At 62.7% G+C, this 21,150-nt stretch carries 18 protein-coding genes and 2 pseudogenes; 14 read left to right on the top strand and 6 right to left on the bottom strand.

Annotation, left to right across the window (positions count from 1 at the left end):
* The first annotated feature begins 52 nt into the window (after positions 1-52).
* Together X744_RS01000000170115 and X744_RS146985 are read left to right on the top strand one after the other, a co-directional pair.
* Positions 53-1,047: pseudogene (locus tag X744_RS01000000170115) on the top strand (LLM class flavin-dependent oxidoreductase).
* Complete coding sequence (locus X744_RS146985; protein ID WP_023761429.1) at positions 1,044-2,303, top strand: LLM class flavin-dependent oxidoreductase; 1,260 nt, start codon at positions 1,044-1,046, stop codon at positions 2,301-2,303. The pseudogene X744_RS01000000170115 and the gene X744_RS146985 overlap by 4 nt, the downstream one beginning before the upstream one ends.
* A gap of 19 nt (positions 2,304-2,322) precedes the next feature.
* Here X744_RS146985 and xdhC read toward each other — a convergent pair whose 3' ends face one another.
* The 4 genes from xdhC to uraH all read right to left on the bottom strand — a co-directional run bounded on the left by xdhC (position 2,323) and on the right by uraH (position 7,669).
* Positions 2,323-3,396, bottom strand: coding sequence for a xanthine dehydrogenase accessory protein XdhC (gene xdhC, locus X744_RS146990; protein ID WP_023761428.1), 1,074 nt, complete (start codon positions 3,394-3,396; stop codon positions 2,323-2,325).
* A gap of 74 nt (positions 3,397-3,470) precedes the next feature.
* Entirely contained in the window at positions 3,471-5,816 is a 2,346-nt protein-coding gene (gene xdhB / locus X744_RS146995; RefSeq protein ID WP_023761427.1) for a xanthine dehydrogenase molybdopterin binding subunit, read from the bottom strand.
* Positions 5,816-7,291, bottom strand: coding sequence for a xanthine dehydrogenase small subunit (gene xdhA / locus X744_RS147000; RefSeq protein WP_023761426.1), 1,476 nt, complete (start codon positions 7,289-7,291; stop codon positions 5,816-5,818). Before xdhA ends, xdhB begins: the two co-directional genes overlap by 1 nt.
* A gap of 3 nt (positions 7,292-7,294) precedes the next feature.
* Positions 7,295-7,669 (bottom strand): hydroxyisourate hydrolase, encoded by a 375-nt coding sequence (gene uraH, locus X744_RS147005; protein WP_023761425.1) that lies wholly within the window; start codon positions 7,667-7,669, stop codon positions 7,295-7,297.
* Between the two features lie 204 nt (positions 7,670-7,873).
* Here uraH and puuE point away from each other — a divergent pair, with 204 nt between their 5' ends.
* From puuE to X744_RS147025, 4 genes are all read left to right on the top strand, one after another.
* Positions 7,874-9,292, top strand: a complete 1,419-nt coding sequence (gene puuE / locus X744_RS147010) for an allantoinase PuuE (RefSeq protein WP_023761424.1) — start codon at positions 7,874-7,876, stop codon at positions 9,290-9,292.
* Between the two features lie 10 nt (positions 9,293-9,302).
* The gene (locus X744_RS147015; RefSeq protein ID WP_023761423.1) at positions 9,303-10,166 is read left to right on the top strand and encodes a bifunctional allantoicase/(S)-ureidoglycine aminohydrolase; all 864 of its coding nucleotides are present in this window, start codon (positions 9,303-9,305) and stop codon (positions 10,164-10,166) included.
* Positions 10,163-10,654 carry an ureidoglycolate lyase gene (locus X744_RS147020; RefSeq protein ID WP_023761422.1) on the top strand — a complete coding sequence of 164 codons (492 nt, stop codon included), beginning with the start codon at positions 10,163-10,165 and terminating at the stop codon, positions 10,652-10,654. Before X744_RS147015 ends, X744_RS147020 begins: the two co-directional genes overlap by 4 nt.
* 67 nt (positions 10,655-10,721) lie before the next feature.
* On the top strand, positions 10,722-11,315 hold the full coding sequence (locus X744_RS147025; RefSeq protein ID WP_023761421.1) for a nucleoside deaminase: 594 nt from the start codon (positions 10,722-10,724) through the stop codon (positions 11,313-11,315).
* 9 nt (positions 11,316-11,324) lie between these two features.
* Here X744_RS147025 and X744_RS147030 read toward each other — a convergent pair whose 3' ends face one another.
* Both X744_RS147030 and X744_RS147035 read right to left on the bottom strand, forming a co-directional pair.
* Positions 11,325-11,636 (bottom strand): BrnA antitoxin family protein, encoded by a 312-nt coding sequence (locus X744_RS147030; RefSeq protein WP_023761420.1) that lies wholly within the window; start codon positions 11,634-11,636, stop codon positions 11,325-11,327.
* The gene (locus X744_RS147035) at positions 11,623-11,877 is read right to left on the bottom strand and encodes a BrnT family toxin (RefSeq protein WP_023761419.1); all 255 of its coding nucleotides are present in this window, start codon (positions 11,875-11,877) and stop codon (positions 11,623-11,625) included. The genes X744_RS147030 and X744_RS147035 overlap by 14 nt, the downstream gene beginning before the upstream one ends.
* Before the next feature lie 180 nt (positions 11,878-12,057).
* On the opposite strand from X744_RS147035, the gene X744_RS147040 reads away from it, so the two are divergent.
* From X744_RS147040 to X744_RS0137825, 8 genes and pseudogenes are all read left to right on the top strand, one after another.
* A complete protein-coding gene (locus X744_RS147040) occupies positions 12,058-14,043 on the top strand; it encodes a CocE/NonD family hydrolase (protein ID WP_023761418.1) in 1,986 nt (661 codons plus the stop codon).
* A 154-nt stretch (positions 14,044-14,197) separates the two neighbouring features.
* A complete protein-coding gene (locus tag X744_RS147045) occupies positions 14,198-15,784 on the top strand; it encodes an ABC transporter substrate-binding protein (RefSeq protein ID WP_023761417.1) in 1,587 nt (528 codons plus the stop codon).
* A 16-nt stretch (positions 15,785-15,800) separates the two neighbouring features.
* Positions 15,801-16,760, top strand: coding sequence for an ABC transporter permease (locus X744_RS147050; protein ID WP_023761416.1), 960 nt, complete (start codon positions 15,801-15,803; stop codon positions 16,758-16,760).
* 9 nt (positions 16,761-16,769) lie between these two features.
* Positions 16,770-17,594 carry an ABC transporter permease gene (locus X744_RS147055; protein ID WP_023761415.1) on the top strand — a complete coding sequence of 275 codons (825 nt, stop codon included), beginning with the start codon at positions 16,770-16,772 and terminating at the stop codon, positions 17,592-17,594.
* The gene (locus X744_RS147060; RefSeq protein ID WP_023761414.1) at positions 17,594-19,249 is read left to right on the top strand and encodes an ABC transporter ATP-binding protein; all 1,656 of its coding nucleotides are present in this window, start codon (positions 17,594-17,596) and stop codon (positions 19,247-19,249) included. Before X744_RS147055 ends, X744_RS147060 begins: the two co-directional genes overlap by 1 nt.
* A 60-nt stretch (positions 19,250-19,309) precedes the next feature.
* Positions 19,310-20,149: an alkaline phosphatase family protein gene (locus tag X744_RS147065; RefSeq protein ID WP_023761413.1), complete on the top strand. Its 840-nt coding sequence runs from the start codon at positions 19,310-19,312 to the stop codon at positions 20,147-20,149.
* Positions 20,150-20,390: 241 nt separating this feature from the next.
* Entirely contained in the window at positions 20,391-20,957 is a 567-nt protein-coding gene (locus X744_RS147070; protein ID WP_023761412.1) for a sigma-70 family RNA polymerase sigma factor, read from the top strand.
* Positions 20,954-21,150: pseudogene (locus X744_RS0137825) on the top strand (anti-sigma factor); the annotation flags it as partial. The gene X744_RS147070 and the pseudogene X744_RS0137825, both read left to right, overlap by 4 nt.

Genomic DNA, 21,150 nt, shown 5'->3' with positions numbered 1-21,150 from the left:
AAGCCAGCCTAGGTTGGTAGCCGGATGGCTGCACGCTATCGCTGATAGCCAAATGGACAGCAGAATGCATCTCGCCGTTTCGCTCAACATCGCTTCCACCGCAGGGCAGACCGGCCCGACATTCAGTGAGATAGCCGGCTTCGTGCGAAAGGCCGAGGCGGCAGTATCGACATGGTCGTTATCTCCGACTCATTGGCGAGCGGCGAGCCGTCCAGCAGTCCCTTCGAAGCGACGACGCTCATCGCCGCACTGGCGACAGTGACGAGCAGGATCGGCCTCGTTGCCGCAGCCTCGACAATTGCCCACCAGCCCTACAATCTGGCGCGCCGTTTTGCCTCGCTCGACATCATCAGCCATGGCCGAGCCGGCTGGAACGCGACCATGACGCAAGCGCCACGCGAGGCCGCCAATTTCAGCCGGCCCGAAGGCTTTTCCGGCGACGATCTTCGCCGTCGCACGCAGGAATATATCGGCATCGTTCAGGGCCTGTGGCAGGGCTGGGATGCGGACGCACTGCTGTTCGACCAAAGCGGAGGCCGCTTTCACGACCCCGAAAAGATGCACTTTCTCGACCACCAGGGCGAGTTCTTCTCCGTGCGCGGACCGCTGAACGTCGCGCGGTCGCCGCAGGACACGCCGGTGCTTGTCTTGTCGGATCTGTCGGAGCCCGATCTGGATATTGTCGCTCGCGCCGCCGATGTGATCCTGCTGGGCGACGGACCGATCGAGAGTGCGAAAGCACACTATGACGAACTGAGGTGCCGTGTTGCCGCCTGCGGACGCGACCCGGATGCCGTGAAGGCGCTGAGGAACGTCGCGTCTATCGCCGATAGTAAGCCGGCTGCCGTCATCGACAGATTGGAAGAAGAATTCCGCGCAACAAGCTGCGACGGGTTCAACATCCAGATGCCGGCACAGCTTTCCGCGCTCGACGATTTCTTCGATCTGGTCTTGCCGGCTTTGCGACGGCGCGGCCTTTTTCGACAGAGCTATCGCGGCGCAACCTTGCGCTCGCATCTGGGGCTTGCCGGCGGAGGTGACCAATGACCGCTCGCCAAATGAAGCTAGGCGCCTTCCTGTGGGCGACAGGGCACCACATCGCCGCCTGGCGCCACCCCAAGGCGCACGTGACCGCCGGAATCGACATCGACCATTACATCCAGCTGGCACGTACGGCGGAGGCGGCGAAACTCGACATGGTGTTCTGCGAGGACGCTGCCGGCCTGCGCGAAGCAAATATCGACATCGCCAGCCAAACGTCGCGCTCGATCGGTTTCGAGCCGATCAGCCTGCTGTCGGCGCTAGCCGCCCAGACCAGCCGCATCGGCCTCGTCTCGACCGCGTCGACCAGCTACAACGAGCCATACGGGCTGGCGAGGGCCTTTCTGTCGCTCGACCATCTAAGTGGCGGCCGGGCCGGCTGGAACCTGGTCACCTCGGCCAGTCCCATCGAAGCAGCCAATTTCGGTTCGACGGGCCTCAAGCCCCATGCCGACCGCTACGAACGGGCGCGTGAGTTCGCCGAAGTGGTCGCCGGGCTTTGGCATGGCAAGCTCGATGAAGCTTCCAGTCATGCCGGCCAAAGCTTCTCGGTGCGGGATCCGCTCGACCTGCCGCGTTCGCCGCAAGGCGCGCCTGTCATGGTCCAGGCCGGCGCCTCTGATGTCGGCCGCGACCTCGCCGCCCGCACCGCAGACGTGGTGTTCACCGCCGCGCAGACCTTCGAGGAAGCGAAGGCCTTTTATGACGATCTCAAGGGGCGCATGGCGGCCTATGAGCGTGAGCCGGGCGACATCAAGATCATGCCCGCCGTAGCGCCAGTGGTGGCGGAGACCGATGCAGAGGCCCAGGAGAAATACGCAGAATTGCAGGAGCTGATCCCCGACGATGTCGGCGTGGCGCTGCTCTCCAGCTATCTCAGCATCTCCGATCTGTGGCGCTATCCGATCGACGGGCCGCTACCGCAGCTGCCCGAGAGCGAGGGGATGAAGAGCCGGCAAGCACTGGTGATCGAGCAGTCTCGCCGCGACAACCTTTCCATCCGCCAGCTTGCCCGCCATTTCGCCGGCGCCCGCGGCCATTGGCGCATCGTCGGCACAGCCGCCCAAATCGCCGACGAGTTGCAGGCACGGTTCGAGGGCGGTGCGGCCGATGGCTTCAACGTCATGCCCTCGTATTTCCCCGGAGAGCTCGATGCCTTTGCGACGCTGGTCGTGCCGGAACTGCAGCGGCGCGGCCTGTTCCGCACCGACTATGAGGGTCGCACACTGCGCGACCATCTGGGGCTGAAGCGACCTGCATGAAATGCGTGGAGGCGCAAGCTTAGCCGGCAATCACCTTGTCGTGCGAAACCTGATAGCTGACATTGGATGATGAGGCGTGCATGACCAGCGCCGTCATGATCTCGGCCGCCGCAAGCGCCGCGATGACTTGCGGCCGCTTGTCCTTGACGGCGTCGCCGCCGATCGGCGAAATGAGGCGGGCAAATTCCGCCTCGCTGCCATCCGCCGATTTCAGGAACCAGTTCTTGAACGTCGCTTTCTTGGTCTTCGACCCGATCATGCCGACATAGGCGGCGTCGCCGCGTTTCAGCGCTTCAGCCACGATCAGGAAATCCAGTGCATGGTCGTGGGTGAGGATGGCGAAGGCGGCCCCCGCAGGAGCATCGCGCACCATAGCTTCCGGTATCGGCGTCAGCCGGGTCTCGACGGTTTCGGGCATGCCTTCCAGCGCCTCGGCCCGCGTCTCGATGACGACGCCATGCACGGGAAGAAGTGCGATCGTCGACGCCAGCGCCTGGCCGACATGGCCGCCGCCGAAGATATAGACATGCGGCAGATGCGCTTCTTCTGCCTCCGCAGCCGCAACCAGCTCGGCGGCGAGCGCCGCATCGACCAGCCGGATCAGCACTTCGACGCGCCCACCGCAGCATTGGCCGATTTCAGGGCCTAGCGGAACGTCGAGGGTGGCGCGAATATCCCTCCTCCTTGAGGGGAGGGTGGCGGCGAAGCCGTCGGGTGGGGTCGCCGCGGCAGTGCTCGACGTTTTAGGTCGCGCGCTGCCTCTGCCGACCCCCTCTGGCCGCTTCGCGGCTGGCCCTTCGCCATGGCTCCGGGCGTTCGTCACTGAAAAGGCCAAATCATTGGCTTTTTCTCGGCCTTCGGCCGAACACTTCTCACCGCCGTCGAGGGGGGAGAAAAGCATCTGCCTGGCTTTGTCGATGGCCATGTATTCGAGCTGACCGCCGCCGATCGTGCCCAGGATTGCCGATTGCGAGACGAGCATGAGCGCGCCCTTCTCGCGTGGCGTCGACCCTTTCGTGCCGGCGACCTCGACCAAAGCGATGCGGCCTTGACCAGCAAGGAAGTCTTTGAGGCTTTGCACTTTCGAATTCATCATTCGTGTTCCCGTGCGGGAAACATAGGGTCTTTCGGCCTGAATTGCACGCATTGCCGACCCTGGCGCCAGAATCAGGCCTTCGCCTCGGTCTTCAGCCGCTCGATCGCCATCAGAACCCGCTCCGGGGTCGCCGGCGCGTCGAGGCGCGGACAGATCCTGTTGTCGGCGACGCTCGCCACCGCATCCGACAGGGCGTGCAGCACCGACATGCCGAGCGGGAACGGCGGCTCGCCGACCGCCTTGGAGCGGTGGATGGTCGGCTCACCCGCTTCCGGCCAGTCGGCCAGGGTGACGTTGAAAATCTTCGGCCGATCGGAGGCGAGCGGAATCTTGTAGGTCGACGGCGCATGGGTGCGCAGCCGGCCTCTGTCGTCCCACCACAGTTCCTCGGTCGTCAGCCAGCCCATGCCCTGGATGAAACCGCCCTCGATCTGGCCAAGATCGATGGCGCGGTTCAACGAACGGCCGGTCTCGTGCAGGATATCGGTGCGCTCGACCATGTATTCGCCGGTGAGCGTGTCGACCGAGACTTCCGAGCACGATGCGCCGTAAGCGAAGTAGTAAAAGGGGCGGCCTTCGCCTTTGTCGCGGTTCCAGTGGATTTTCGGCGTCTTGTAGAATCCCGCCGCCGAAAGCTGGATGCGGGCCATGTAGGCCTGCTTGACGAGGTCGGCGAAGGCGATCTCCTGGTTGCCGACGCGCACCCGGTTGGGCAGGAACAGCACCTGGTCGCGCGGCACCTGATATTTCTCGGCGGCGAAATCGGTCAGCCTGTCCTTGATCTGGCGAGCGCCATTCCGCGCCGCCATGCCGTTGAGGTCGGAACCGGACGACGCCGCCGTGGCCGAGGTGTTCGGCACCTTGCCGGTCGTCGTCGCGGTGATCTTTACCTGGTCGAGGTCGATCTGGAACTCTTCAGCCACCACTTGCGCCACTTTGACGTAGAGGCCCTGCCCCATCTCGGTGCCGCCATGGTTCAGATGCACCGAACCGTCGGTGTAGACATGCACCAGCGCGCCAGCCTGATTGTAGTGGGTGGCAGTGAAGGAAATGCCGAACTTGACCGGCGTCAACGCCAGGCCGCGTTTGATAAAGCGGCTATTGGCGTTGAAGGCCGATATTTCGCGCCGCCGCCGCGCATAGCTGGCGCTCTCCTCCAGTTCGGCGACGATGCGCTGGATGATGTTGTCCTCAACCGTCTGGTGGTAGGGTGTGACGTTGCGGTCTGATGTGCCGTAGAAATTCTTCTTGCGGATTTCGAGCGGGTCCTTGCCGACGGCAAAGGCCACCTCGTCGATGACGCGCTCGGCGCCAACCATGCCCTGCGGGCCGCCGAAACCACGGAAGGCAGTGTTCGACACGGTGTTGGTGTAGAGCGGCGCCGACTGCGCATGCACCGCCGGCCAGAAATAGGTGTTGTCGCAGTGGAACAGCGCGCGATCGGTCACCGGGCCGGAAAGGTCCGACGAAAAGCCGCAGCGCGCCGCGAACATGAAATCGACACCGAGGATGTTGCCCTCATTGTCGAAGCCGACCTCATAGTCGACCAGGAAATCGTGACGCTTGCCGGTGGCGATCATGTCGTCGTCGCGGTCGGGCCGGATCTTCACGGCGCGATGGTGCTTCTTCGCGGCTATCGCGGCCAATGCCGCAAACTGGTTGCCTTGCGTCTCCTTGCCGCCGAAGCCGCCGCCCATGCGGCGGATTTCCACCGTGACGGCGTTGCTCGGCACACCGAGCGCGTGGCTGACCATGTGCTGGATTTCGCTCGGATGCTGGGTCGAAGAATAGATGGTGACGTCCTGGTCCTCGCCGGGAATGGCCATCGCAATGTGGCCTTCGAGATAGAAATGCTCCTGGCCGCCGATGCGCATCTGCCCTTTGAGCCGGCGCGGCGCCTTTTCGATCGCTTTAGCGGCATCGCCGCGCTTCAGGGTCAGCGGCGGCGTGACGAGCTTGTCCTTCTTCGGATCGAGCGCGCCGATGTCGGTGACGAAAGGCAGCTCCTTGTATTCGACCTTGGCCAACCTGGTGGCGCGGCGCGCCTGCTCGCGCGTTTCGGCGATGACGCAGAAGATCGGTTGGCCGTAGAATTGCACCTTGCCATCGGCCAGCACCGGCTCGTCGTGGCGGCCGGTCGGCGAAATGTCGTTTTCGCCCGGCACATCCTTGGCCGTCAGCACGTCGACAACGCCGGGCGCCGTACGCACCGCCGAGAGATCCATGCTGGTGATGGTGGCATGTGTTGCGGCCGAAAGCCCGAGGCAGCCATGCAGCGTGCCGGCTGGTTCCGGCATGTCGTCAATGTAGACGGCGGTGCCGCTGACATGCTTGTGCGCGGAATCATGGCGCTGATCGGTGGCGACGCCACCGGCGATCTTTTCAGCCCTAGGGTTGGGCGCTGCGTGCTTGTTCATCATGCCGCCTCGTGCCTCGAAACCTGGACCGGCGCCTTGGTGCCGCTCGTCTCTGCAAGGAAGCGCAACAGCAGGTTCTTCGCCGCCAGCGCCCGGTATTCTGCGCTCGCCCGCATGTCGGTCAGCGGCGTGAAATCCTCGGCATATCCGGCCATCGCCACTTCCACCGTCTGTTCGGTCCACGGCTTGCCAAGCAGTGCTTTTTCCACAGAAGACGCACGCTTCGGCGTCGCCGCCATGCCGCCATAGGCGATGCGCACATCCGCGACCGTGCCATCCCCGGCCAGCGTCAGGAAGAAAGCGCCGAGGGCTGCCGTGATGTCCTCGTCGCGGCGCTTGGTGATCTTGTGGACGGCGAATTTTGTGCCCTTGGCAGGAACCGGCACATGCACGGCCTCGACGAACTCGCCCGGCTGCCGGTCCTGCTTGCCATAGGAAATGAAGAAGGCTTCCAGCGGGATCGTGCGCCGCTTGTTGCCCTTGCGCAGCGTCAGCCGCGCGCCGAGAGCGATCAAGGGCGGTGGTGTGTCGCCGATCGGCGAGCCGTTGGCGATGTTGCCGCCGATAGTGCCCATGTTGCGCACCTGATCGCCACCGATGCGATCGAACAGCGGCCCCAGCGCCGGGATGCGTCTGGCGAGCGTCGAGAATGCTTCGGTGTAGGTGACGCCGGCGCCGATCGAAATGACGCCATTATCTTCCGAGATTGTGCAAAGCCCGTCGAGATTGCCAATGAAAATGGCCGGCGAAATTTCTCGCATGTGCTTGGTCACCCACAGGCCGACATCGGTCGAGCCGGCAACAATGGTGGCGCCGGGCTCCTCGTCCAGCACAGCGGCGAAATCGTCGACATTGGCCGGCACGACAAGCCGTGCCTTGCCGGCGCCGATCTCGACCCTCGCACCGTCATGCATGGCCTCGAGCCTTGCGGTGATCGCCTTGCGCTCGGCAGCCAGCGGGTCCTTCGCCACCTTGCCGTAGCTGGAGATGGCATGTGCCGCGCGCATGATCGCCTCGTAGCCGGTGCAACGGCAGAGGTTGCCCTGCAACGCCTTTTCGATTGCCGCGTTCGACGGATCTGATGATCTCATCCACAGGCCATAGAGCGACATGACGAAACCCGGCGTGCAGAAGCCGCATTGCGAACCGTGGAAATCGACCATCGCCTGCTGCACCGGGTGCAACTGCCCGGGTGACCCACGCAAATGCTCGACGGTCACGACATGGGTGCCGTCCAGCGAGCCGAGGAAGCGTATGCAGGCATTGACGGTTTCGTAGACCAATCCGCCAGCGGATAGTTTACCGACCAGCACAGTGCAGGCCCCACAATCGCCTTCGGCGCAGCCTTCCTTGGTGCCGCGCAGCGAGCGGTCGAGCCGCAGCCAGTCGAGCAAGATCGCATCGGGCGCCACCGTCGAAAGCACGACATCCCTGCCATTGAGGATGAAGCGTATTTCGTTTCGGATATTGACCATGCCTCAGCTCCCTCTGTAGGTCGAATAACCATAGGGCGAGACGAGCAGCGGTACATGGTAGTGCACCGGCTCGGCCATGCCGAAGCGGATCGGGATCACATCGAGAAAGGCGGGCTTCGGCAGACTCAGCCCCTGCTGGCGCAAATAGTCGCCCGCGGCGAAGACCAGTTCGTATTCGCCGGTGCGGAACTCCGCGCCGGCGAGCAGCGCCTTATCGCAACGGCCGTCGACATTGGTGGTGACAGTCTTCAAATGTGTCCGTGTGTCGCCATGGAGATGGTAGAGCGCGATCGACAGTCCCGCCGCCGGCTTGCCGGTCGCCGTGTCGAGGACATGGGTCGTCAGACGCCCGCCATCGGCTTTCGACGTTTCTGCCATTGGCCGCCTCCCATTTTCGGTACGAGCGAATTTGGCCCGGTACGATCGAGTATCAACAGTGAATTGTGCGCCAATTAAAGGCGATGCATAAGTCCCGGTCGAGCGGAGTGCGACAAAAACACTTTCAAAAATTTTCGGGGGAATGCCCAGGCAACCCTTTCGATATTCTCACCACACTTCGGGCCATGCCCGGCAGGAGGGACGATGCGATACACCAGAGACATGCGCGGCTATGGAGCCAATCCGCCGGATCCGAAATGGCCTGATGGTGCGCATGTCGCCGTGCAGTTCGTCGTCAACTACGAAGAGGGTGGCGAGAACTGCGTGCTGCATGGCGACAAGGCGTCGGAAGCCTTTCTGTCGGAAATCGTCGGCGCGGCGCCCTGGGTGGGCCAGCGTCACTGGAACATGGAATCAATCTACGAATATGGCGCTCGCGCCGGCTTCTGGCGGCTGCTCCGACTGTTCACGGAGGCTGAGGTACCGATCACCTGCTACGGGGTCGCCACCGCGCTCGCCCGTTCGCCCGACCAGGTCACGGCCATGCAGGAAGCCGGCTGGGAAATCGCCTCGCACGGACTGAAATGGATCGACTACCGCGACCATAGCGCCGAAGATGAGCGTCGCGACCTCGAAGCAGCGATCCGCCTGCACTATGAGGTGACCGGGCAGCGACCGACTGGCTGGTACACGGGCCGCACATCGGTCAACACGGTGCGGATTGTGGCGGAAGAGGGTGGCTTCGACTACGTGTCGGACACCTATGACGACGAATTGCCCTACTGGTTCGAGCACGCAGGCGGCACGCAGCTCATCATCCCCTATACGCTCGACGCCAACGATATGCGCTTCGCGACGCCGCAAGGATTCAATTCGGGCGACCAGTTCTTTGCCTATCTCAAGGACAGTTTCGACACGCTTTACGCCGAGGGCAAGGCCGGCCGGCCGCGCATGATGAACATCGGCCTGCATTGCCGCCTCGTCGGCCGTCCGGGTCGCATCGCGGCTCTGAAGCGCTTCGTCGACTATGTCAAATCGCATGACAAGGTCTGGCTGGCGCGACGCATCGATATCGCCAGGCACTGGCAGGAGAACCATCCCTACAAGCCGGCGGCACTCAGGCCATCCAAGATGGAATTCGAGACTTTCGTCCATACCTTCGGTGGCGTGTTCGAGCATTCGCCCTGGATCGCAGAACGAGCCCATGAACTGGAACTAGGCCCGGCGCATGACACCGCCGGTGGCCTGCACAATGCGCTCTGCCGCATCTTCCGTGCCGCCAGCGAGACCGAGCGGCTTTCGGTGCTCAATGCCCACCCCGACCTTGCCGGCAAGCTGGCCAAGGCCAAACGGCTGACGGCGGAATCGACCAGGGAACAGGCCTCGGCTGGGCTAGACGCGCTGACCGACAAGGAACGCGAGCTGTTCTCCAAATTGAACGCCGCCTACGTCACCACCTTCGGCTTCCCCTTCATCATCGCGGTGAAGGGCAAGACCAAGGAGGAAATCCTCGCCGAATTCGAGACGCGCATCGGCAACAGTCGCGGCGTCGAATTCGAGACTGCCTGCAAACAGGTCGAGCGCATCGCGCTGCTCCGCCTCAAGGACATGCTTCCGCAATAGGTTTGAACCCATGGATACGATCAGGATGCCCGAGCGAACCTATTACGCACCGCATGGCGGCCACCCCGGCCAGAGCGAACTGCTGACCGGCCGCGCCGTCTTCACCGACGCCTATGCCGTCATCCCCAGGGGCGTGATGCAGGACATCGTCACCAGCGCTCTGCCGTTCTGGGACAAGACCCGCGTCTGGATCTTGTCGCGACCGCTGTCCGGTTTTGCCGAGACGTTCTCGCAGTACATTGTCGAGGTCGCGCCCGGCGGTGGCAGCGACCGGCCGGAACCCGATGCCGGCGCCGAAGGTGCCCTGTTCGTGGTCGAGGGCGAATTGACGGTTCTGCTTGCCGGCAAGAAGCACGTGTTGCAGCCCGGTGGATTTGCCTTCCTGCCGCCGGCCAGCGGCTGGACGGTTCGCAACGAAAGCAAGGCCGATGTCCGCTTCCATTGGATTCGCAAGGCCTACGAGGTGGTCGACGGTCTCGATGCTCCCGAAGCCTTCTTCACCAATGAGCAGGAGATCGCGCCAACGCCGATGGCCGGCACCGAAGGCCGCTGGGCGACGACACGTTTCGTCGATCCGGCCGATCTGCGCCACGACATGCACATGACCATCGTGATGCTGGAGCCCGGCGCGGTCATTCCCTTCGCCGAGACCCATGTCATGGAGCACGGTCTCTATGTGCTGGAAGGCAAGGCGGTCTATCGCCTCAATCAGGATTGGGTCGAGGTCGAGGCCGGCGACTATATGTGGCTGCGCGCCTTCTGCCCGCAGGCCTGCTATGCCGGCGGTCCGGGCAGATTCCGCTATCTGCTCTACAAGGACGTCAACCGCCATGCCAAGCTCGGCGGGGCTGATATTGGCGGTCGCGCGCGGTGACCCGTATCGTCGCGCAGCCGCTGACCCGCGAGAACTTTGCCCCTTTTGGCGACGTCATCGACATGGGCGGCGACAACCATTACCCGATCAATGGCGGCAGGGCCGAGCGCTACCACGATCTCGCTACCGCCGAGGCGACCGGGCCGAACGCCCGCGTGCTGATCTCGATGGTGCGCGGCACGCCCTATGAATTGCCTCTGAAGCTGACGATGGTCGAGCGCCACCCGTTCGGCAGCCAGGCGTTCATTCCGTTGTCGCCACGCCCGTTCCTGATCGTTGTCTGCCATGATGGAGATGAGGGACCGGAAGAGCCTCATGCCTTTATCACTGCCCCCGGACAAGGGATCAATTACCGGCGCAATCTCTGGCATGGCGTGCTGACGCCGCTCGGCGAGCCGCAGGATTTCCTGATCGTCGACCGGGGTGGCGACGGCCCCAACCTCGAGGAATTCCATTTCTCGCACGCCTACGAGATCCATCTCCCTTGATTTTTGTGCATGTCGCTACCCCAAAACCGGGGGCACTATTGGGCGACGTGCAGCAGGAGACCCCGTAATGACCGATATTTCGCTGATCGACCGCCTGCTCGACGTCATCGAGCACGACATCGTGCCGAAGACGGCCGAAGGTGTCGCCCATGGCAACAAGCTGTTCGGCGCGGCGATCCTGAGGAAAGATGACCGTTCGCTGGTGCTGGCCGAGACCAACAACGAGATCGAGAACCCGCTCTGGCATGGCGAGGTGCACTGCCTGAAATGCTTCTACGAAATGCCGAAGGCGGAGCGCGTCGATACGAAAGACGCCATCTTCATCGCCACGCACGAGCCATGCTCGCTGTGCCTTTCGGCGATTACCTGGACCGGTTTCGACAATTTCTACTACCTCTTTTCACACGAGGATTCGCGCGACAGCTTCGCCATCCCGCATGATTTGAAGATCCTGAAAGAGGTCTTCACCCTCGATCCCGGCGGCTACAATGCAGAGAACGCCTACTGGAAGAGTTTTTCGATCCGTCGACTGGTGCGATCGCTGCCCGAGGTCGAGCGCCAGCGACTGGAGGCGCGCATTGGCAATATCTCGGCCCGTTATGACGAGTTGTCCGGCGCCTACCAGGCGAGCAAGGATGAGAACGACATTCCGCTGAATTGACGCGGATGCCTAGCCAACTTTCGCTTTCTTCAGCACTTCATTTATCCTGGCTTGCCAACCCTTGCCGGTGGCCTTGAATTTTCTGACGACATCCTGATCCAGGCGAATGGACACAACTTGCTTCGGCTTCTCCACGGTCGGCCGGCCACGAGAACGCCTTATACTCTCGAAAAGTTCTGGAAACACTTCCGCGAAAGGCTTGGCTTGCGCCACCTCTTCGTCGGTCGCCTCCGCATCATCGGGATCAGCGGCAATTTGTCTTTGAATTTCCGCTTCCTCCTCATTGGTAAGCGGTCGAACATGCGATTTAGGATTGCTCATATACTGACCTTTCCTTTCGGCTGGCACGACGCATCGAGATTACCGAAATCGCTTCGGAACCAAGCGGCTTAAAGATCACGGCGAGAATGATCTCTCCGAATTCGCCAATCGCCTTGAGTCGGCCGGCCTTGGCCGGGAGGACGGTTGAAGTCGCAAAAAACTCGATATCGAGTTCGGCAAAGTCCAGACCTCGGCTTTCGAGGTTCGTCACGCGCTTTGGCTCATCCCAAACGATCTTCAGTCGAGATTGTCCTCAATGCATCAAGCCTAAGCGAATAAACGTAATACATAAATTAGTGAGATAACGCAAGATGGACAGTCGAACGGTCCCGTCAAACGTCGTGTCGGCGACACAGGCCGTCGCCCGTTTGACTTCGTGACGTACGCGTTTCATGCGTCACTGACATCCTGGAGAGCTCGCATGAAAACCGTCACCGATTTTCCCCGCAAGGTCGTCGAATTTCCGGACATGGCCATCGTCATGCCGGATGGCTGCCGGCTGTCGGCGCGGGTCTGGATGCCGGAAGATGCCGATGATGACCCGGTGCCGGCGATCCTTGAGCATCTGCCCTACCGCAAGCGCGACGGCACCATCTTCCGCGATCAGCTGACGCATCCGTATTTCGCCGGCCACGGCTATGCCTCGATCCGCGTCGACATGCGTGGCAATGGCGATTCCGAAGGGCTGATGGACGACGAGTATTCCGAGCAGGAATTGCAGGATGCCTGCGACGTCATCGCCTGGGCTGCAAGCCAACCCTGGTGCAACGGCAATGTCGGCATGATGGGCATTTCCTGGGGCGGCTTCAACTGCCTGCAGGTCGCGGCCAAGCAGCCGCCGGCACTGAAGGCGGTGATCAGCCTGTGCTCGACCGTCGATCGCTATGCCGACGACATCCATTACAAGGGCGGCTGCCTTTTGATCGAGAATTTCGGCTGGGCTTCGACCATGCTCTCCTACTCATCACGGCCGCCAGATCCGCTGCTGGCCGGCGACAACAGGTGGCGGGATCTGTGGCTGACCCGGCTGGAGAACCAGCCCTTCCTGGCGCCGCTGTGGCTGAGACACCAGCACCGCGACGCCTACTGGAAGCGCGGCTCGATCTGCGAGGACTTTTCCACCGTCAAGGCCGCGGTGCTGTCGATCGGCGGCTGGCATGACGGCTACCGCAACACGGTTTCGCATCTGGCCAGCAACATCGAAGCGCCGGTCAAGGGCATCATCGGGCCGTGGATCCACAAATACCCGCATTACGCCGGGCCCAAGCCCGCCATCGGCTTCCTGCAGGAGACGTTGCGCTGGTGGGACCGCTGGCTGAAGGATATCGACACAGGCATCGAGGCCGACCCCGCCTACCGCGCCTATGTCATGGACAGCGTCCGTCCGGCACGCTGGCATCCCGAGCGCCCGGGCCGCTGGGTTGCCGAACAGCAATGGCCATCGGCCAACATCGAGACGCAATCGATCGAGCTTATCGCCGAGGGCGGCAACCCCGCGATCGTCGCCTCGCCGCAAAGCTGCGGCCTGGCTGGCGGCGAGTATTTTCCGTTCACCTTCGGCCCGGAACTGCCAGGCGACCAGCGCGCCGATGATGCGCTGTCGGTGTGCTTCGACCAGCCCGAACTCGGTGAAGCAATCGACATCGTCGGAGCGCCCGAAGTCGAGATGCGACTATCCTCCGATCGTCCGCAGGCCAACATCGCGGTGCGGCTTTGCGACGTGCATTCCGACGGTGCCTCCGAGCTGATCTCTTATGGCGTACTCAATCTGGCGCATCGCAATTCGCACGAATTCCCGGAAGCGCTGGTGCCGGGTGAAACGGTGTCGGCGCGCGTCGTGCTCGATCAATGCGCCTACCGCGTGCCCGCCGGCCACCGCCTGCGTGTTGCCGTTTCGAACGCCTATTGGCCGATGATCTGGCCGTCGCCGGAGCCTGTCCAACTCTCCCTGTCGACCGCGACGCTGTCCCTGCCGTTGCGGCCGCTGGCGACGGGCGACGAAGTGACGTTCGCCGAGCCGGAAGGCGCCTCTCCCTGGGAGACAGAAACGATCCGCGCCACCAATTCCGAGCGCCACGTCGATCGCGACGAGAAGACCGGAATTGTTACCCTTTCCATCGTTGATGATTTCGGCGAGGTGCGCGATCTCGATCACGGCCTTGCCAATGGCAGCATCGCCCGCGAGACCTGGACGATCCATCCCGACGATCCGCTGTCGGCCTCGGGGAAAACGCATTGGACGCAGACCCTGTCGCGAAATGAATGGTCCGTGCGCACCGAAACGTCTGCCGAAATGCGATCGGACGCGCAAAACTTCATCGTCAACGCCAGAATCGAGGCCTATGAGGGCGAAAAGCTCGTTTTCGAGCGCAATTTCGATGAGAAGATACCGCGCGCGCTTGTTTGAACGCCGATTTCGTTGATCCAATTGCGACGCACGATTTACGCCACGGCATGTCGCATTCGGTCTTGCTTACTGCTTTCCCTTGCGGTCATTATTCTCCTCACAAGAAACAAGAAAAACGACCGCAGAGTCGAACCAACAGAGTGAGGAACTCAAAATGTCGAACGAACTGGAATATCTTAGCCGGCGCGTCGCGTCGGGCAAACTCAGCCGTCGTGATTTTCTCGGCCGGGCGGCAGCGCTTGGCGTCACCGCCCCCTTCGCCAACTCGCTGCTTTCAAGTGCGGCGCGCGCGGCGGGCCCGGTCAAGGGTGGCACGCTGAAGGCAGGCTTGGTCGGCGGCGAATCCACCAACAGCCTCGATCCGGCGCTGATGATGACGCAGGTGCCGTTCGCCTTCGGCAAGTGCTGGGGCGAAATGATCGTCGAGCTGTCGCCGGAAGGCAAGCTCGAGAACCGTATCGCCGAGGAGATCGGCTCCTCGGACGACGCCAAGGTGTGGACGCTGAAGATCCGCGACGGCGTCGAGTTCCACAATGGCAAGACGGTGACCGCCGAGGACGTCGCGGCCACGCTGGAGCGCCATTCGGACGAGAAGTCGAAATCCGGTGCGCTCGGCTACATGAAGGGCATCGAGACCATCAAGGCCAGCGGCAAGGAAGTGGTGCTGACGCTGAAGGAGGCCAACGCCGACCTGCCCTACCTGCTCAGCGACTATCACCTGATCGTCCAGCCGAACGGCGGCAAGGATAAGCCCGATGCCGGTATTTCGGCCGGCCCATACGTGGTCAAGACCAACGAGCCTGGCGTGCGCCATGGCGGCGAGCGCTTTGCCAACTATTGGCAAGGCGACAAGATGGGCCATGCCGACCAGATAGAAGTCATCGTTATCAACGATGCGACGGCGCGCACCGCGGCCCTGCAGGGCGGCCAGGTCAACATGATCAACCGCGTCGAGCCGAAGATCGTCGACCTGATCAAGCGTCTGCCGGGCGTCACCATCCGCAATCACGCCGGTCCCGGCCACTACGTGTTCATCATGCATTGCAACACGGCGCCGTTCGACAACAACGATCTGCGCATGGCGCTGAAGCTGGCGATAGACCGCGAGGAGATGCTGAACAAAGTGCTGCGCGGCTACGGCTCGCTGGGCAACGACTTCCCAATCAATTCATCCTATCCGCTGTTCACCGAGATCGAGCAGCGCAAGTACGACCCCGACAAGGCCAAGTTCCATTACAAGAAGTCGGGCCATGACGGCACCGTGTTGCTGAGGACCTCCGACGTCGCCTTCCCGGGCGCCGTCGACGCTTCCCAGCTCTTCCAGCAGAGCGCGGCCAAGGCCGGCATCAAGATCGAGCTCAAGCGCGAACCCGGTGACGGCTATTGGAACGAGGTTTGGAACAAGCAGCCCTTCTGCGCTTCCTATTGGGGCGGCCGCTCGACGCAGGACCAGATGTATTCTACCGCCTATCTGTCGACCGCCGACTGGAACGACACGCGTTTCCTGCGCCCCGATTTCGACAAGCTGGTGCTCGCGGCTCGCGCCGAGCTCGATGAGGCCAAGCGCAAGCAGATGTACCACGATATGGCTGTCATGGTGCGCGACGAAGGCGGCCTGATCTTGCCGATGTTCAACCAGTTCATCGACGCGACCGGAGCCAAGGTCGATGGCTGGATCGACGATCCGCATCAGGAACTGATGAACGGTTACGCTTTGGCGAAGTGCTGGCTGCAGGCCTGAGCCCGGCTTTGCGGATATGTCTTCACCCATCCTGAAACTGATTGCCCAGCGCGTTGCGCTGGGCATTCTCCTCTTGTTGGCCGTTTCGGTCCTGATCTTCGCCGGCACACAGATTCTGCCCGGCGATGTCGCGCAAGCCATTCTCGGGCAGTCGGCGACGCCGGAGTCGCTAGCCAATCTGCGTGAGCAGCTCGGGCTGAACGAGCCGGCCTATATCAGGTATTTCCACTGGCTCGGCGGAGTGGTGACGGGCGACCTGGGTACGGCCATGTCGAGCGGCCAAGACATCGCGACATCTATCAAGGGCCGGCTTTGGAACACGCTGTTCCTAGCCTTCTGGGCGGCGATTGTCGCCGTACCGCTGGCGATCATCCTCGGCCTTATCGCGGTCCGCTACCGCAATGGCTGGGTCGACAAGCTGATCTCCGGATTGGCGCTCGCCTCGACCTCCTTCCCTGAATTCTTCATCGGCTATGTGCTCGTCTACTTCTTCGCGGTGAAGTGGCAGATCTTCCCCGGCATCTCGACTGTCTATGACGGCATGCCCTTCGGGGAACGGATGCAAGCGATCACGCTGCCGGCGACGGCGTTGACGCTGGTCGTGCTCGCCCACATGATGCGTATGACGCGCGCGGCGATCCTCAACGTCATGCAGTCGGCCTATGTCGAAACGGCGGAACTGAAGGGCCTGTCAGCGTTCAACGTTATCCGCAAGCACGCCTTCCCGAATGCCATCGCCCCGATCATCAACGTCGTCATGCTCAACCTCGCCTACCTCATTGTCGGCGTCGTCGTTGTCGAGGTGATCTTCGTTTATCCGGGCATGGGGCAGTATCTCGTCGACCACGTCACCAAACGCGACGTTCCGGTGGTGCAGGCGGTCGGCCTGATCTTCGCCGCCGTCTACATAAGCCTGAACATCATTGCGGACATAGCGGCGATCGTCGCCAATCCGCGTCTCCGACATCCGAAATAGGGGGCGGGCATGCTCGATATCAAACGCATCCCCATTCCCGCGCTGGTCGGCATAATACTGACCGCACTGTTTGTTCTGGCGGCTATCTTCGCGCCCTGGATCTCACCGCATGACAATGGCGAGATCGTCGGCGATGTCTGGGAGCCTATGTCGGCGGCGCATTGGCTGGGCACCGACAATCTCGGCCGCGACCTGCTGTCGCGAATGATCTACGGCGCCCGCATCACGCTGTTCATCGCAGTGCTGGCCACCGCGCTGTCGTTCTCGCTCGGCGCCATCCTTGGCTTCTCGGCGGCGGTGTTCGGTGGCTGGTTCGATACGCTGCTGTCGCGCCTTGTCGATCTCTTGATGTCGATCCCGACGCTGATCATGGGCCTTGTCGTGCTATCCGTGCTGCCGACCAACCTGGTGACACTGATCCTGGTCATGGGCGTTCTCGACTCGACCCGCGTCTATCGCCTGTCGCGCGCGGTCGCCGTCGACATCAACGTCATGGACTATGTCGAGGCGGCGAAGCTGCGCGGCGAAGGCAGCGCCTGGATCATCTTCCGCGAGATCCTGCCCAACGCACTCTCGCCGCTGGTTTCGGAACTCGGCCTGCGCTTCATCTATGCGGTGCTGTTCCTGTCGACGCTGTCCTTCCTCGGCCTTGGCGTGCAACCGCCTGATGCAGACTGGGGCGGCATGGTCAAGGAAAACAAGGACGGCATCGTCTTCGGCATCGGGGCAGCCCTGATCCCGGCGGCAGCGATCGCCATGCTGGCGATTTCGGTCAACCTGGTTGCGGACTGGGTGCTCAACCGGACGACAAGCCTGAAGGGAGGACGCGGGTGATGGCAGAGAGCAAAGCGAAACCCGGCGTGCTGCTCGACATCCGCAATCTGCGCATCGAGGCGACCGTCTTCCCGCCCGGCGAACCGCCCAAGAACATCGTGCTGGTGCACGATGTCTCGTTGACGCTCGAAAAGGGCAAGGTGCTTGGCCTGATCGGCGAATCCGGCGCCGGCAAGTCGACCATCGGCCTGTCGTCGATGGGCTATGGGCGCGGTGGTGTGCGCATCACCGGCGGCGAGGTCATCCTGAACGGCCGCGACATCCTCAAGGGCGGCAAGGACGGTTTTCGCAAGCTGCGCGGCCGCGAGGTCTGCTATGTCGCGCAGTCGGCGGCGGCCGCCTTCAACCCGGCGCATAGGCTGATGGACCAGGTGGTGGAAGCCACGCTGCTGCACGGCACGGCGACGCGCGCCGAGGCCGAAAAGCGCGCCGTCGCGCTGTTCAGGAAGCTCAGCTTGCCGAACCCCGAAACCATCGGCGAACGCTTTCCCCACCAGGTCTCGGGCGGCCAGCTGCAGCGCGTGATGACGGCGATGGCGCTCTGCTCCGAGCCGGATCTGATCGTCTTCGACGAGCCGACCACGGCGCTCGACGTGACGACGCAGATCGACGTGCTGGCGGCGATCAAGGATGCCATTCGCGACACGCATGTGGCGGCACTCTACATCACCCACGACCTTGCCGTCGTCGCCCAGGTCTCCGACGAGATCATGGTGCTGCGCCATGGCCGACTGGTCGAATGGGGCGGCACGAGGCAGATTATCAAGGAGCCGCGCCAGGAGTACACCAACGCGCTGGTGTCGGTGCATGAGATCGAACACGCCGAACAGAAGCCCGGCACGACGCCGTTCCTGTCGGTGAAGAACGTCACCGCCGCCTATGGCCGCAGCCACATTAAGGTGCTGAAGAACGTCTCGGTCGACATCTATCCGGGCCAGACGCTAGCCGTCGTCGGCGAATCCGGCTCCGGCAAGTCGACGCTGGCGCGCGCCATCACCGGGCTCTTGCCGCCCGAAGAAGGGACCGTCACCTTCGACGGGCGGCCGTTGGCGAACCGGCTGGCCGACCGGCCGAAGGAGGACCTGCGGCAGTTACAGATGATCTATCAGATGGCCGACGTGGCGATGAACCCGCGTCAGACCGTCGGCACCATCATCGGCCGGCCGCTCGAATTCTATTTCGGCATACGCGGCCGCGAGCGCGACAGACGCGTCGCCGAACTGCTCGACAAGATCGAGATGGGCAAAGGCTTCTCCGACCGTTATCCGGCCGAGCTTTCCGGCGGCCAGAAACAGCGCGTCTGCATCGCCCGCTCACTTGCCGCCAAGCCCAAGCTGATCATCTGCGACGAGGTGACCTCGGCACTCGATCCGCTGGTGGCACACGGCATCCTTGAACTGCTGCTCGAGCTGCAGAAGGAGGAGAACGTCGCCTATCTCTTCATCACTCATGACCTGGCCACGGTGAAGTCGATCGCCGATTCGATCGCGGTGATGTACCGCGGCGAGGTGGTGCGCTACGGCCCGAAGAGCAAGGTGCTGGCCCCGCCTTTCGACGCCTATACCGACCTGCTGCTTTCCTCGGTTCCCGAGATGGAGATCGGTTGGTTGGAAAAGGCGATCAAGGGACGGCGCATGGCCAGTGCGGGGAACTAGGGAATTCGTGGCATAAGCCGCGAAACCACCCTTCAACGACAAAGCCTTCCGGAGTCGCCCATGGCGCTCGCGACAAAACTGTTGCTGATCATCCTCGATGGCGTTCCCTACAGGAACTGGCGCCGGTTGATGGGCAATCTCGAAGGCTGGGTGCAATCGGGCGAGGCGCGGGTCTGGAAGATGCGTTCCGTGCTGCCGTCGACCTCGGCCTGCTGCTATGCCTCGATCCATACCGGGGTTCCACCGCAGGTGCACGGCATCCTGTCCAACGAGAACCGGTTCCGAGTCGCGCAGCCCGACATTTTCTCCGAAGTCAGCAAGGCCGGCGGCAAGACCGGCGCCGTGACGCATTCCTACTGGTCGGAATTCTTCCGCGCCTACCCGTTCGACCTGGTCGAGGACATGGAATTCGACGAGCCGGGCGGGCCGATCACGCATGGCCGCTTCCACACCATGACCGGCTACAATGGCCGCAACCAGATGACGCCGAGCGACATCGACCTGTTCGCGACGCTGACCATGCTGACCAAACGCCACGGCATCGACTACGGCATCCTGCACACCTGCACGCTGGACTCGATGGGGCACCGCTTCGGCCATGACTGCCACGAGATGGACCATGCCGTCTATGCGATGGACGGCATGCTGGCCGCCTTCCTGCCGCGCTGGATCGAAGCCGGCTACGAGGTCATGGTCACCGCCGATCACGGCCAGACCGACCGCGGCCATCATGGTGGCCATGGCGACGAGATGCAGGATTTCGCGCTGTATTATTTCGGAGCCGGCAAGGGGCCGCAGGCCGAGACGCTGCTCGACCAGCTGCAGCTGGCGCCGACAATCCTAAGCCGTCTCGGCGTGCCGGTTCCGGCGACGATGAAGGCGAAATCGTTTTTGGGGTGATGTGGACGCGACGTTGGCGCCCCCCTCCCGCCTGCCGGCATTCGTCGTTCCAAAAGCCAAGCAATTGGCTTTTCGTCCGCTGCGCGGACCACGTCTCACCTCCCCGGTAAATGACGGGCAGAAGGGATGCTCTGGCAACCGCCTCGCTCTTCGGCTAGCCTCCGAAATTCCTTGGCGGAGGATGAACCTTTTTGGATCGATCAGCGACAGAGCAGACAGGAGCCAGGCGGCTCGACCGGCCATGACGGCATCGACGGAGACCGATCGCGCGCTTGTCGACCGGGTCGCGAAGGGCGACCGTGCCGCCGTGCGGCTCCTGTTCATGCGTCACCACGCGCGGGTGTACCGCTTCGTGGCGCGCCAGACGGGATCGGAAATGATGGCCGACGATATCGCCAATGAAGTGTTCCTCGAGCTATGGCGCCAAGCGCCAGGTTTCGAGGGACGCTCCGAAGTCTCGACATGGCTGCTCGGCATAGCCCGTTTCAAGGCGCTGTCCTTGCTGCGCAAGAAGAAGGAAGCCTGGATCGACGACGAGGCCGCCGCCGCGGTGCCCGACAGTGCCGACACGCCGGAAGTCGTCACCATGAAGGAAGACAAGGCTGCCGCCTTGCGGCGCTTCGTCGACGCCTTGCCGGAAGAGCATCGCGTTGTGATCGATCTTGCCTATTATCACGGACAGTCGGTGAGCGAGATCGGCGAGGTGCTCGACATTCCAGTCGCGACCGTCAAGACCCGCATGTTTTACGCCCGCAAGAAACTCGGTGAGGCCCTCAAGGCCGCCGGTTACGACAGGGGGTGGCCATGAGCGCCGCTGAAAAAATGTCGCGCCGCGACGAAATGGAAATGCTGCTGCCGTTCTACCTGAACGGCTCGCTGGAGGGCTCGGACCTGGAAGCCGTCGAGGAATGGCTGGCCAGCGACCCGGCGGCACTTGCCGCCCTTGGCGAGGCGGAAGCCGAATTCTCCGGCACTGCGGCTGCCAATGAAGCGATCCGCCC

Source organism: Mesorhizobium sp. LNHC252B00, from assembly GCF_000502955.1.
Lineage (GTDB): Bacteria > Pseudomonadota > Alphaproteobacteria > Rhizobiales > Rhizobiaceae > Mesorhizobium.
Note: the sequence above shows the minus strand (reverse complement) of the source record. Positions and strands in the feature narration are given on the sequence as shown.

Bases quoted from the DNA above. Each gene is read 5' to 3' on its own strand.
- X744_RS146985 (WP_023761429.1), top strand. From the start codon at position 1,044: ATGACCGCTCGCCAAATGAAGCTAGGCGCCTTCCTGTGGGCGACAGGG.
- xdhC (WP_023761428.1), bottom strand. From the start codon at position 3,396: ATGAATTCGAAAGTGCAAAGCCTCAAAGACTTCCTTGCTGGTCAAGGC.
- xdhB (WP_023761427.1), bottom strand. From the start codon at position 5,816: ATGAACAAGCACGCAGCGCCCAACCCTAGGGCTGAAAAGATCGCCGGT.
- xdhA (WP_023761426.1), bottom strand. From the start codon at position 7,291: ATGGTCAATATCCGAAACGAAATACGCTTCATCCTCAATGGCAGGGAT.
- uraH (WP_023761425.1), bottom strand. From the start codon at position 7,669: ATGGCAGAAACGTCGAAAGCCGATGGCGGGCGTCTGACGACCCATGTC.
- puuE (WP_023761424.1), top strand. From the start codon at position 7,874: ATGCGATACACCAGAGACATGCGCGGCTATGGAGCCAATCCGCCGGAT.
- X744_RS147015 (WP_023761423.1), top strand. From the start codon at position 9,303: ATGGATACGATCAGGATGCCCGAGCGAACCTATTACGCACCGCATGGC.
- X744_RS147025 (WP_023761421.1), top strand. From the start codon at position 10,722: ATGACCGATATTTCGCTGATCGACCGCCTGCTCGACGTCATCGAGCAC.
- X744_RS147030 (WP_023761420.1), bottom strand. From the start codon at position 11,636: ATGAGCAATCCTAAATCGCATGTTCGACCGCTTACCAATGAGGAGGAA.
- X744_RS147040 (WP_023761418.1), top strand. From the start codon at position 12,058: ATGAAAACCGTCACCGATTTTCCCCGCAAGGTCGTCGAATTTCCGGAC.
- X744_RS147045 (WP_023761417.1), top strand. From the start codon at position 14,198: ATGTCGAACGAACTGGAATATCTTAGCCGGCGCGTCGCGTCGGGCAAA.
- X744_RS147050 (WP_023761416.1), top strand. From the start codon at position 15,801: ATGTCTTCACCCATCCTGAAACTGATTGCCCAGCGCGTTGCGCTGGGC.
- X744_RS147055 (WP_023761415.1), top strand. From the start codon at position 16,770: ATGCTCGATATCAAACGCATCCCCATTCCCGCGCTGGTCGGCATAATA.
- X744_RS147060 (WP_023761414.1), top strand. From the start codon at position 17,594: ATGGCAGAGAGCAAAGCGAAACCCGGCGTGCTGCTCGACATCCGCAAT.
- X744_RS147065 (WP_023761413.1), top strand. From the start codon at position 19,310: ATGGCGCTCGCGACAAAACTGTTGCTGATCATCCTCGATGGCGTTCCC.
- X744_RS147070 (WP_023761412.1), top strand. From the start codon at position 20,391: ATGACGGCATCGACGGAGACCGATCGCGCGCTTGTCGACCGGGTCGCG.